The sequence below is a fragment of the Streptomyces sp. UW30 genome, assembly GCF_008042075.1.
In the GTDB taxonomy this organism is placed as follows: domain Bacteria; phylum Actinomycetota; class Actinomycetes; order Streptomycetales; family Streptomycetaceae; genus Streptomyces.
In genome coordinates this window covers 301,480-313,430 of the sequence record NZ_RDBN01000053.1, presented here as the reverse complement: position 1 = coordinate 313,430, position 11,951 = coordinate 301,480, and the positions used below count along the sequence as shown (strand labels likewise).

Annotated in this window: 11 protein-coding genes; 2 read left to right on the top strand and 9 right to left on the bottom strand. The window is 69.8% G+C overall.

Features of this window, described 5'->3' with window-relative positions; translation table 11 throughout:
• Positions 1-86: 86 nt before the first annotated feature.
• The 8 genes from EAO75_RS35570 to EAO75_RS35535 form a co-directional block, all read right to left on the bottom strand.
• Positions 87-728, bottom strand: a complete 642-nt coding sequence (locus tag EAO75_RS35570; RefSeq protein WP_147999266.1) for a superoxide dismutase — start codon at positions 726-728, stop codon at positions 87-89.
• A 107-nt stretch (positions 729-835) separates the two neighbouring features.
• Positions 836-2,224: an amino acid permease gene (locus tag EAO75_RS35565; protein ID WP_147999265.1), complete on the bottom strand. Its 1,389-nt coding sequence runs from the start codon at positions 2,222-2,224 to the stop codon at positions 836-838.
• A 120-nt stretch (positions 2,225-2,344) separates the two neighbouring features.
• The gene (locus EAO75_RS35560) at positions 2,345-3,241 is read right to left on the bottom strand and encodes a TauD/TfdA dioxygenase family protein (protein ID WP_147999264.1); all 897 of its coding nucleotides are present in this window, start codon (positions 3,239-3,241) and stop codon (positions 2,345-2,347) included.
• A 20-nt stretch (positions 3,242-3,261) separates the two neighbouring features.
• Entirely contained in the window at positions 3,262-4,602 is a 1,341-nt protein-coding gene (locus tag EAO75_RS35555) for an LLM class flavin-dependent oxidoreductase (RefSeq protein WP_147999263.1), read from the bottom strand.
• A 187-nt stretch (positions 4,603-4,789) separates the two neighbouring features.
• Positions 4,790-5,521, bottom strand: a complete 732-nt coding sequence (locus tag EAO75_RS35550) for an ABC transporter ATP-binding protein (protein WP_147999262.1) — start codon at positions 5,519-5,521, stop codon at positions 4,790-4,792.
• The gene (locus EAO75_RS35545) at positions 5,497-6,342 is read right to left on the bottom strand and encodes an ABC transporter permease (RefSeq protein WP_147999261.1); all 846 of its coding nucleotides are present in this window, start codon (positions 6,340-6,342) and stop codon (positions 5,497-5,499) included. Before EAO75_RS35545 ends, EAO75_RS35550 begins: the two co-directional genes overlap by 25 nt.
• Positions 6,343-6,347: 5 nt before the next feature.
• Complete coding sequence (locus tag EAO75_RS35540) at positions 6,348-7,415, bottom strand: ABC transporter substrate-binding protein (RefSeq protein WP_147999260.1); 1,068 nt, start codon at positions 7,413-7,415, stop codon at positions 6,348-6,350.
• 226 nt (positions 7,416-7,641) lie between these two features.
• The gene (locus tag EAO75_RS35535; RefSeq protein WP_147999259.1) at positions 7,642-8,844 is read right to left on the bottom strand and encodes an ROK family transcriptional regulator; all 1,203 of its coding nucleotides are present in this window, start codon (positions 8,842-8,844) and stop codon (positions 7,642-7,644) included.
• Positions 8,845-9,275: 431 nt separating this feature from the next.
• Here EAO75_RS35535 and EAO75_RS35530 point away from each other — a divergent pair, with 431 nt between their 5' ends.
• Complete coding sequence (locus tag EAO75_RS35530; protein ID WP_147999258.1) at positions 9,276-9,863, top strand: biotin transporter BioY; 588 nt, start codon at positions 9,276-9,278, stop codon at positions 9,861-9,863.
• 94 nt (positions 9,864-9,957) lie between these two features.
• Here EAO75_RS35530 and EAO75_RS35525 read toward each other — a convergent pair whose 3' ends face one another.
• Positions 9,958-10,683 carry a hypothetical protein gene (locus EAO75_RS35525; protein WP_147999257.1) on the bottom strand — a complete coding sequence of 242 codons (726 nt, stop codon included), beginning with the start codon at positions 10,681-10,683 and terminating at the stop codon, positions 9,958-9,960.
• Positions 10,684-10,923: 240 nt separating this feature from the next.
• On the opposite strand from EAO75_RS35525, the gene EAO75_RS35520 reads away from it, so the two are divergent.
• On the top strand, positions 10,924-11,951 hold a 1,028-nt coding region (locus tag EAO75_RS35520; protein ID WP_261989561.1), incomplete at its 3' end, for a serine/threonine-protein kinase.

Genomic DNA, 11,951 nt, shown 5'->3' with positions numbered 1-11,951 from the left:
TCAGGTCCTCGCGGGGGCTTCCGTCATTCCGCCTGCCGTTCGTGAAGGGTGAGAAGACGATCACGAGGCAGGACGATCTCCGTGGCTCAGGGAGCCAGCAACAGGACGTCCGTACGGGACTTGGCGGCGGTGTAACGCCGTGCCACGTCCTGCCAGTTGACGACCTGCCACATCGCCTCGATGAAGTCGACCTTCTGGTTGCGGTACTGGAGGTAGAAGGCGTGCTCCCAGGCGTCGAAGACGAGGATCGGTGTCGCACCCTGGCCGACGTTGCCCTGGTGGTCGTAGACCTGCTCCACGATCAGCCGCCCGCTCAGCGGCTCGTACGCCAGCACACCCCAGCCCGAACCCTGCGTGGTCGCCGCCGCCTTGGACAGCTGTGCCTTGAAGTGGGCGAAGGAGCCGAACGACTCGGCCACGGCGTCCGCCAGTTCCCCGACCCCATCGGCCTCCAGCGGCTCGCCGCCGCCGTCTCCGGTCATGTTCTGCCAGTAGATGCTGTGCAGGATGTGCCCGGACAGATGGAAGGCAAGGTTCTTCTCCAGGCCGTTGATCGACCCCCACGACTCCTTGTCCCGGGCCTCGGCCAGCTGCTCCAGGGTGTCGTTGGCGCCCTTCACGTAAGCCGCGTGGTGCTTGTCGTGGTGCAGCTCGATGATCTCGGGGCTGATCACCGGCGCGAGCGCGGAGTAGTCGTAGGGCAGTTCCGGGAGTGTGTAGACGGGCATGAAGGGTTCCCCTCAGAGCTCTTATTGCAAGTAACTTGCAACAACAAGCTAACAGCAAAAAGCCCCCGTGTGGATCACACGGGGGCTTCGGCGGCGCCGGAAGGGTGTCAGCTCCTGGCGCGCTTCTTCTGCCAGGCGTACCCCACGGCCGCGAGGAGCAGCGTCATCGCACCCGTCGAGTACAGCTGCACGCGCGTGTCCGGCTCGCGGGCCATCAGCACGAAGATCGCCGCCATGCCGGCCATCGCGACCCAGGTCAGCACCGGGAAGGCCCACATCCGCACGGCCAGCTTTTCCGGCGCCTCGCGCTCCAGACGGCGGCGCAGGCGCAGCTGGGAGGCGGCGATGAAGATCCAGACGACCAGGATGACCGCGCCGATCATGTTCAGCAGCCAGGGGAAGACGTCGTCCGGCCGCCAGTAGGACAGGACGACGCAGACGAAGCCGAACACGGAGGAGGCGAGGACCGCGATGCGCGGGACGCCGCCCGAGACCCGGCCCAGCGCCGCGGGTCCCTGGCCGCGCTGGACGAGGGAGTACGCGATGCGCGAGGAGCCGTAGATGTTGGCGTTCATGGCGCTGAGCAGGGCGACCAGGACGACCACGTTCATCAGCTGGCCTGCGCCGGGGATGCCCAGGTGGTCGAGGGTGGCGACGTACGGGCCCACCTCGACGATCTCCTTGGAGTCCCAGGGGACCAGGGTGACGACGACGGCCATCGAGCCGATGTAGAAGAGGGCGATGCGCCACATCGCCGTGCGGACCGCGCTCGCGACACCGCTGACCGGGTCCTCGGACTCGGCGGCCGCGATGGTGACCGTCTCCATGCCGCCGTAGGCGAAGACCGAGGCCAACAGGCCGATGATCAGTCCCTCGCTGCCGTTCGGCAGGAATCCGCCCTCACCCGTGAGGTTCGCGGTGCCCGGCGCGTCCGTGCCGGGCAGCACGCCCGCGATGGCCAGCCCGCCCAGCACCAGGAACAGCGCGATCGCGCCGACCTTCAGCGCGGCGAACCAGAACTCGAACTCGCCGAAGTTCTTCACGGCGGCCAGGTTCGCGCCGCAGAAGACGACCATGAAGAGGGCCACCCAGGCCCACTCGGGGGTGTGCGGAAGCCAGGTCGTGACGATCTTCGCGGCACCGATGCCCTCCAGGCCGACGGCCGTGCAGAGCAGCACCCAGAACGACCAGCCGGCCGTGAAGCCCGCCCAGGGGCCGATCGCCCGCTCGGCGTGCGCGGAGAAGGACCCGGAGGAGGGATAGGCGGCCGACATCTCGCCGAGCATCCGCATCACCAGCATCACGAGGAGGCCGGAGATGACATAGGCGATGACGATCGAGGGGCCGGCGGCGGCGATACCCGCGCCGGATCCGACGAACAGGCCGGCGCCGATGACGCCGCCGAGGGCGATCATCGACAGGTGGCGCTGCTTGAGACCGTGGGACAGGGAGACGTCGTCCGTCTTCGGCGGTGTCCCTGTGGAGGTGCTTGGCATGGGCGCGGCTCGTCCAATGCGTAGAGGGCAAAAAACGCCCACAGTCTGGGCAGCCTCTCCGCTCGGAAGGAGAGACTGCCCACTATGCGGACACTTGCCGCACTGTAAGTGTCCGGGCTGTCACGCAGCGACAGGCGTGTAGTGCGACGCGTCCCCCTCGATCGAGTAGCTCGCCTTGCCCTCGATGCCGACCGGCACGTCACCCGCGACGGTCACGCGGTGCAGGCGACGGGGCTGCCCGTCGTAGTTGTCGACGGCGTAGTGCTGGGTGATGCGGTTGTCGAAGACGACCAGCTGGTTCTCGGACCAGCGGTGCCGAAGGATGTTCTCCGGCCGGGTGACGTACGTCTGGAGCAGGTCGAGGATCTTGCGGGACTCGCCCGGCGACAGGCCCACGATCCGCTGCGCGAACCCGCCGATGAACAGGCCGCGCTCACCGGTCAGCGGATGGACGCGGACGACCGGGTGGACCGTGCGGTACTTGATCGACGTGAACTCGGCGCGGTTGGCGGCCTGCTGCTCGTCGACCTCCTCGTCCGGTACGGCGTAGTCGTAGTCGTTGGTGTGTTCCGCCCACAGCGTGTCGGCCAGCTTCCGCAGTGGCTCGGGCAGCCCGCGGTAGGCCGCCGCCGAACTGGCGATCAGGGTCTCGCCGCCGTACGGCGGGATCGTGACGCTGCGCAGGGTGGTGGCCTGCGGCGGGTTGAGGACGAAGGTGACGTCGGTGTGCCAGTGGTTGGCGGCACGGCCGTGCTGGCTGTCGACGGGCAGGACGTTCGGGACACCGTTGACGGAGGAGACCGTCGGGTGGGCGGTGGTGACGTCGCCGAAGTGGCGGACGAAGGCCTGCTGGGTCTCGTCGTCCAGGTTCACGTCGTCGAAGACGAGCGCCTTGTGGACGTTGAGGGCCTCGCGAAGGGCGGCGACCGTGTCGGAGCCGAGCGGCTGGTTGATGTCGACCCCGGACACGCGGGCGCCGATGTGCGCGGTGACCTTGTGGATTTCGATGCCGGACATGGGCGGGTCCTCTCAGGTTCTCAGACGAGGGCGGATTCGCGGACGGTGTACTGGTTGGCGGGGCGCGGGAGGCCGTAGCGCTCGCGCAGGGTCCGGCGCGGGCCGTACTCCTCCCGGAGCAGGCCGCGTGCGCGCAGGATCGGGACGACGTGGTCGACGAAGGCGTCGAGGCCGGAGGGCAGGACCGGCGGCATGATGTTGAAGCCGTCGGCGGCGCCCTCGGTGAACCACGTCTCGATGGCGTCGGCGACCTGCTCGGGCGTACCGGCGAAGGTGAGGTGACCGCGGCCGCCGCCCAGCCGCCCGATCAGCTGCCGCACGGTCAGCCGCTCACGCCGGGCCAGCTCCACCACGAGCGTGTAGCGGCTCTTGGCGCCCTCGACGGCGTCCTCGGAGGGCAGGTCGTCGGGGAGCTGGGCATCCAACTCCAGCGCACCGGGCTCCAGTTGCAGCAGGCTCTCCAGCCGGCCCACCCCGTGCGCGTACACGATGTGGTCCTCCAGAACCTGCTCGGCCGCCAGTGCCTCGGCCTCCGTCGAGCCGATCACCGGGACGATGCCGGGCAGCACCTTGATGTGGTCGGGGTCGCGGCCCGCCTCTGCGGTGCGTGCCTTGAGGTCGGCGTAGAAGGCCCGCGCGTCCTCGATCGTCTGCTGGGCGGTGAACACCGCCTCCGCGTACCGTGCGGCGAAGCCCTTGCCGTCCTCGCTCGACCCCGCCTGCACCAGCAGCGGGTAACCCTGAGGCGTCCGCGGCACATTGAGGGCGCCCTCGACGCTGAAGTACGTCCCCTGATGCCGCGGCGGATGGATCTTGGCATCGTTGCCCCAGACACCGGCCGCCTTGTCGGCGACGATCGCGTCGTCCTCCCAGCTGTCCCAGAGCTTCAGGGCGACGTCCAGGAACTCGGCGGCACGGGCGTACCGCTCGGCGTGCGCGGGCTCGGCGTCAAGGCCGAAGTTCCGGGCGGCCTCGGCACCGGCGGTGGTGACGATGTTCCAGCCCGCCCGGCCGCCGCTGATGATGTCGAGGGAGGCGAACTTGCGGGCCAGGTTGTAGGGGGAGTTGTAGGAGGTGGACGCGGTGGCGATGAGCCCGATGTGCTCGGTGGCCGTCGCCAGCGCGGTGAGCAGGGTGAGCGGCTCCAGGGCACCGGCGGGCCGCTGGGCGAGGTTGTTCCACAGCTGGGGGCCGTCGGCGAGGAAGAGCGAGTCGAAGGTCCCGCGCTCGGCGACGCGGGCCAGGCGGACGTAGTGGGCCAGGTCCACGTGGGCGTACGGGTCGCTCTCGGGGAGCCGCCAGGAGGCTTCGTGGTGGCCGGTGTTCATGAGGAAGGCGTTGAGGTGGAGCTGTCTGGTCATGGGCGTCCTTGGTTGTGGACGGGCGAGAGAACTTTTCGAGCGCCGGTCAGTGCATCCAGCCCCGTCTGGGGGTCCCCCCTGCTCGAAGAGCTTGGGGGAGCTTGAGGACGAGGCCCGTTCAGGGTCGAAGCGGGGGTTCGGGGGCGGCAGCCCCCCGAAAGGCGGTCACGGGCAGCCGAGGGTCACTTCAGTGGTCCTCCGTCACGCCGAGCGCGGCCAGCAGTCGTTCGCGGTACTCGCCGAGCAGCGGATCCCGGTACGTCCGTGGATGCGGGCGGTCGATGGTCAGGTCGAGGCCGATACGGCCCCGGTCGAGCACGAGCACCCGGTCGGCGAGCACGATCGCCTCGTCGACGTCGTGGGTGACGAGCAGTACGGAGGGGCGGTGGCGTTCCCACAGCTCCCGCAGCAGGTTGTGCATCTTGATCCGGGTGAGGGCGTCCAGCGCCCCGAACGGCTCGTCGGCCAGCAGGAGTTCGGGCTCGCGCACGAGCGAGCGGGCCAGTGCCGCGCGCTGCTGCTCGCCGCCGGACAGCTCGTTGGGCCAGGCACGCTCGCGGCCCTCCAGCCCGACCTCGGCGAGGGCCTCGCGGCCCTTCTGCTCCGCCTCCCTGCCGTCGAGCCCGAGCAGGACGTTGGCGAGGATGCGGCGCCAGGGCAGCAGCCGGGAGTCCTGGAAGACGACCGACACCCGGTCCGGCGAGCTGAGCTGTCCGCTGCCGGTGACCTCGTGGTCGAGCCCGGCGACCGCCCGCAGCAGGGTGCTCTTGCCGGAGCCGCTGTGCCCCAGCAGGGCCACGAACTGGCCGGCGGGGATGTCCAGGTCGATGCCGTCGAGGACGACACGCTGGTCGAACGAGCGCGTCAGCGAGCGGAGTTGGACGGCGGGGCGGGTCAGCTGCTCAGTGTGCGGCGCCACGACAGCACCCTCCGTTCGATGAGACGGACCGTGCTGTCCGAGACGAGGCCGAAGATGCCGTAGACGACCAGGCCGACGAGGATGACGTCCGACTGGCCGTAGTTCGTGGCCTGGAACATCATGTAGCCGAGGCCGCTGGTGGCGTTGATCTGCTCCAGGACCACCAGGCCCAGCCAGGAGCCGGTCACGCCGAGTCGGAGTCCCACGAAGAACCCGGGCAGCGCGCCGGGGATGACGATCTCCCGGATGAAGCGCAGCTTCGACAGGCCCTGCACCTCGGCGAGCTCGACGAACCGGTTGTCGATGCCGGACAGGGCGGCATGCGTGTTGAGGTAGATCGGGATGTAGACGACGATCGCGATGATCGCGATCTTGAAGGTCTCGCCGATGCCCAGCCAGAGGATGAACAGCGGGATCAGACCGAGGGTCGGGATGGCCCGGTTGAGGTTGACCGTGCCGTCGATCAGCGCCTCCCCGGTGCGGGTGAGCCCGGAGGCCAGGGCCAGCACCACGCCCGCGGTCAGACCGATCACGAACCCGGACGCGGCCCGCTGCAACGAGGTGAGGATGTCGGTGATCAGGGTCCCGTCGGTCCACAGCTGGGCGCCGGTCTCCACCACCGTCCAGGGTGCGGGTATCGCGGCGGGGTCGAGCGCCTCGGCGGCGGACGCGACGGCCCACAGCGCGAGCACCAGCAGGGGCCCGGCGAGCCGGGCGGCGGGCAGGCGTTTGCCGGGGGCGAGCCTGCGGCGGCGTTTACGGGGCCGCTCGTCGGCGTCGACGGCGACGGCGGCGGCCTTGTCCAGGGTGGTCGTGGTCATGGCGGTCACTTCCGGTACTCGGCCGGTACGGACTTCGCGGCGATGCCCTCGAAGCGGTGGTCGAAGAGCTCGCTGACGTCGAACTTCTTCACGAACCCGCCCTCGGCGAGCAGATCCGCGGTCTCCTGCTCCCACTTGATCGCCTCGTCCCAGCTCGGCGGGAACAGCGGCTTGTTGGCGAGCTCGGTGATCGCCTCGGCCTGGGGGAGGGTCAGGTTCTGCGTCTTGACGTAGAACTCCCGGTTCCAGACGTCGGGGTGCTCGTACGTCCACACCTGGCCCTTGGCCCAGTACGGGATGTACGCGGCGACCGCGGCGGCCTTCGCGGAGTCGTTCAGCACCGAGACCGGCGCCCACAGCAGGTTGAGCAGGTCGACGACGTCGGTGGTGATGACGCGAGCGCCCTTGCCCTCGTACTGCGTCAGATAGGCGGGCGCCTGACTGTTGCCGAGCGGGGCGATGTCGACCTGCCCGGACTGCAGGGCCGTGAGGAACTGGTTGCTGGTCAGCGGGACCAGCTCCACCTCGTCGTACTTCAGCCCGGCCTTCTTCAGCGCGCGGAGCAGGACGACGCCCTGCGCCTGGCCCTGCGAGAAGGCGAGCTTCCTGCCCTTGAAGTCCTGGACCGACCGGATGTCGCTGCCGGGCTTGGTGGCGAAGAGGTAGTTGGGCTTACGGGTGATGTTGATCGCCACGATCTTCGCGTCGAAGCCCTGGTAGTGCGCCTGGATCGGCGGGATGCCCGCGTTGTTGGCGAGGTCCAGGGACTTGGCCCGGAAGGCGTTGATGACATCGGGCCCGGCGCCGATGTTCAGCCAGTTGCTGACCGTGAAGGGCGGATCGCCCAACTTGGCCAGTCTGAACTGGAGTTGCTGGGTGTTCTGGAACGAGGCGATCTTCAGGCTCGTACCGGCGGGCACCTTTGTGGCCAGCGGGGCGGTCGAGGCGCCCTTGCTCGCGGCGGCCGCGCTGCTGTCGGCGCAGCCGCTGAGTCCGGCGACGCCGGCCGCGGCGCCGAGGAGGGAGGTGAGGAAGAGCCGTCGGTCGACACCGGACACGGGGGATGAAGGCATGGGAGAGCTCCGCGAGTTCAGGGAGGAATATGTGCGTTCAGCAGGAAAGAAGGCATGCGGAATTCCGGGCCGGAGAGGCCGGAGAAAGGGAATTCACGCAGGAGAAAATGAGCGCTTCACACGCGGCGACGTGTCAGCAACAGTGGGTGCGACAGCTCACGAACAGGCTCATGAGCAGTAGGTTCCCGGCCATCGGTGTTCCTTGTCAACATTCCGAGTTTCTGAATTAAATAGCCTCAGGTGACGCGCCCAGCGGATCGCGGTAGAGCACGTCCAGTGCCACCGAACCGCCCGCCACGGCAAGGACGGAATCCGCGAAACTGCTCGGCACGACGGCCGCGGCGCGCTCGCTTCCGACCGCGCTGCGCAGCGCGGCGAGACAGTCCTGTCGGCTCAGCACGCCGAGCTCGGTGACGACGACGGTCTCCGGGTTGAGCACGTCGAGCAGCAGCCCCACCGCCCGCCCGGTCATCCGCGCCCGGTCGGTCAGCAGCCGTACCGCCACGGCGTCGCCCCGCGTCGCCGCGCGCAGGACGTGCATCGGGTTCACCCCGTCGACGACCCCGGCCGCGCGCGCCCGGCGGCACAACGTCCGCTCGCTCAGCTCGACCTGGAGGCAGCCGACCCGTCCGCAGTCGCAGGTCTCCGTGCCGCCCGGCACCGGCAGATGCGCGATGGCTCCGGCCTGGGAGCGGGGGCCGTGGTGCACCTCGTCGTTCGTGGCGAACGCCGCGTCGACCACATTGCCGACGAACAGGTGCAGCACGCTCCCGCTGCCGCGCGCACGCCCGAAGAGCCGCTCCGCGTTCACCAACGCCCGCGCGTGGCCGTCCACATGGACCGGCAGGCCGGTGCGGTCACCGAGCACCTCCCGCACCGGCACGTCGCGCCAGCCCAGCAGCGGGTGTTCGACGATCGTCCCCGAGTCCCGGTCCACCCAGCCGCCCGCGGCGAAGCCGACGCCGAGCGGCCGACTGCCCGGCGCCGCGGCCAGCAGCCCGGCCAGGCCGTCGGCCGCGCGGGCGAGGACACCGTACGGATCCGTGGCGCCGCAATGCTTCAACTCCCTTTCCGCGACGACCCGCCCGCGCAGATCGAGCAGCGCCACCGTGCTGTACGGCACCGCCACATGCACCCCGCCCACGACGAACCGTGTGTCGTCCAGGTCGATGGGTACGTGTGGCCGGCCGACGCCCTTGGACTGCCGGGGCGCGGCGGTCTCGCGGATCAGCCCGAGCCGGGTGAGGCGGGCACAGTGGTCGGTCACCGACGCCGGTGACAGTCCGGTCAGCCGGGCGATGTTGCTGCGTGCGACCGGGCCGTGCTCCAGCACGGACCGCAGGATGACGCTGGCGCTGGTCCGGCGCCGGTCACGGTCGGCGATGCGGGGGATCGGGGACGAAAGGGTGGGTGCCTCGGTACGGGGCATGGGGTACTTCCTCGGGAGCCGGTCCGACACTGCGCCGTCTGCTGCGGGCGAGTCGGACCGGAGCCACCTCGGACCGACTCACCCCGGTCGGCGACAGGCGGCCGCGCCCACGCGTCGCAGGTCGACATGGCGACGCGACGTGAAGTTCCGGGACTGGGCGACCATGCGCTCGAAGCTAGCAAAGCGGACCACCGCTGCCCAGACGGCGACCGACGGGCGAGACGCCTCTTCACACTCCGGCAACATGCTTGTGAGCTGGACGTCCTTGCCTCAGTGACGGGCATCACCCCGTACCCCGTGTAACCCCCACCCTTTGTCCGGAGCCAACGAACCCCACGATCCGGCCTTTGTCGACCACTGACGGTGAGGGACCGAAACACCCTGGGATAGCGTCACAGCGTCCCGTACTGCCCTCACCTCGCGGAGTCCCCATGAGCACCGCTGCCGCTGCCGCAGCCCCCGCACGCGCCGGGCAGGTCCTCGCCGACCTGCTCCCCGCCTCCCGCGTCCGCGACATCGCGCTCGTCGTCGGTGGCGCCGCGCTCACCGGCCTCGCGGCCCAGATCTCCGTGCCCGTGCCGGGCTCCCCGGTGCCGGTGACCGGCCAGACCCTCGCGGTGCTGCTGGTCGGCACGGCCCTCGGCGCCGGCCGCGGCTTCCTGTCCCTCGCGCTGTACGCGCTGGCAGGCATCGCGGGGGTGCCGTGGTTCGCCGACGGCACCTCCGGCGCCGCGGCCCCCTCCTTCGGCTACATCCTCGGCATGATCCTCGCCTCCACCGTCGTCGGCGCCCTGGCCCGCCGCGGCGCCGACCGCTCCGCGCTGCGCACGGCGGGCGCGATGCTCCTGGGCGAGGCGATCATCTACGCCGTCGGCGTCCCCTATCTCGCCCTCGCCACCGGCATGTCGGCCTCCGCCGCGATCGCGGCCGGCCTCACCCCGTTCCTGATCGGCGACGCCGTGAAGGCGGCCCTGGCGATGGGCGCGCTGCCCACCGCCTGGAAGCTGATCAACCGCTGACGCGGTAGCTCCTGCGCAAGAGGCTCGCCGGGTCCGTGACTTCGACCCGACGAGCCTCATTCGCGTGTCTGCGCCGGACAGCGAGCCCGTGGGCTCAGTCCGCGTGCCGCCTCGGCCGCCGCAGCTGCGACCACCACAGCCCGGCCGCGCCCGCCGCGATCAGCGCCGCGCCGGCCGCGCCCAGCGGCAGGACGTCACGGCCGAGACCGGTCTTGGGCAGTTCGTCGGGGCCGGGCGCCACCGGTGTGTTGTCGGTGCCGAGCAGCAGCGGGGTGGCCGGGGCGTCGGGCGACGGGTTCGTCGTACCGAAGGGCACCGGGCCCTGCTGCCAGTAGGTCTTCTTGCCGTCACCGGTCTGGACGGGGAGACAGATGTTGCCCTTCTTGGTGAGGTCGTATGTCGCGCTCACCGCGTACGACTTCGACTCACCGGCCGGGAGATTGTCGAGTGGGCAGGCGAAACCGCTGTTCGAGCCCTCCGGAAGATTGCTTTTCTCGATTGCCGAACAACCTTCGACATTCTTGACCGTCAGGCCGTCGAACCCGACGACCAAAAGCTGGATCTCTCCGCTCTCCTTGGTCCCTTCGTTCTTGACCGTGGCGGTGATCTCGGTTTCTTGCGAACTGTTGTTCACCGAGATTTTCTCGGGCAGCTCAGTGGTGAGCTTCACCCCCGCCGGTGCCTCGTCGATGACCTTTCCCCCCTTGCTGCTCCCGGGTCCCTGGTCGTCCGCACTGGCAGTGAAGGAAAGGATCATCACTGCCGAAAAAGATGTCGCGACCAGCGATCCCGCGATGGCCGTCGTGCGACGAGAACTCATGTTCGCCCCCCTTGCCTGCGCCTGAATTCGCAGTACTTGAAGAGCTACCACAAGATTTCTCCGCACTATGCTGGTACGGCGCGAAGTGTGACCATTGTGTTTCAATGGCGGATGTCCGATGCGGCATCGAGGGGGTGCAGTCGATTGCCGGGGAATATGGGAAACACGAGAAGTGGCGGGGTTCCAGGTTTACTGGTGACGGGGCGTTATCGATTGGTCGAGAGTATCGGCCAGGGGGGAATGGGGCGTGTGTGGCGAGCGGTCGACGAGATTCTCGATCGACTGGTCGCCGTCAAGGAAATGCGCATCGACGGCCTCGACCCCGAGGACACCCGCACGCGCCGTGAGCGCACCCTGCGCGAGGCGCGGGCGACCGCGCGGATCGACCACCCCAACGTCGTACGGGTCTACGACGTCGTCGACGAGGGCGAACGCCTATGGATCGTCATGGAGTTGGTGGCCGGCCGCTCCCTGGAACGCATCATGGCGGAGGAGGGCCCGCTGGGCCCCGCCGAGGCTGCCCGGATCGGCATGGGGCTGGTGGCGGCGCTGCGCCAGGTGCACGACCGCGGCGTGCTCCACCGGGACATCAAGCCGGGCAACGTGCTGGTGGAGTCGGAGGTGAGGCGCGGGCGGGGCCGCGTTGTCCTGACGGACTTCGGCATCGCGGCGATCCAGGACGCGAAGGCCCTCACCATGGTCGGCATGCTGGTCGGCTCCCCCGACTACATGGCCCCCGAGCGCATCTCCGGCCGCCCCCAGGGCCCGCCCTCCGACATCTGGTCGCTGGGCGCCACGCTGTGCGCGGCCCTCGCCGGCCGCTCCCCCTTCTCCCGCGACACGACCCTGGCGACCCTGCACGCGGTCCTCTACGAGGCACCCGAACTCCCGCCCACGGCAGGCCCGTTGGGCGACATCCTCGCCGCCCTCCTGGAGAAGGACCCGGCCCTGCGCCCGGGCCTGGACGACCTGGAGACGGCCCTGCAGCCGGTGGCCCACCCGGCGCCGACGCCTACGGTGCCGGTTGTGGGGGGAGGAGTGCGTCGGGCGGCGGTGGGCGAGCGGGCCGGCGGGGGAGACACGGAGACGGAGGCCTCGCCGCCGGATGCTGAGCCGGATTCCGGTCAGGGGCAGCCTGTCGAGGTGCAAGAGCCGGACTGCGAGCGGCAGTTGGGCTTGATACCGGAGGCGGCGGTCGCACCGGTGGGCGTGATACCGGAGACAGCGGCTGCACCGGAGCAGCGCCCGGACCCGTCCCCGTCCCCGAT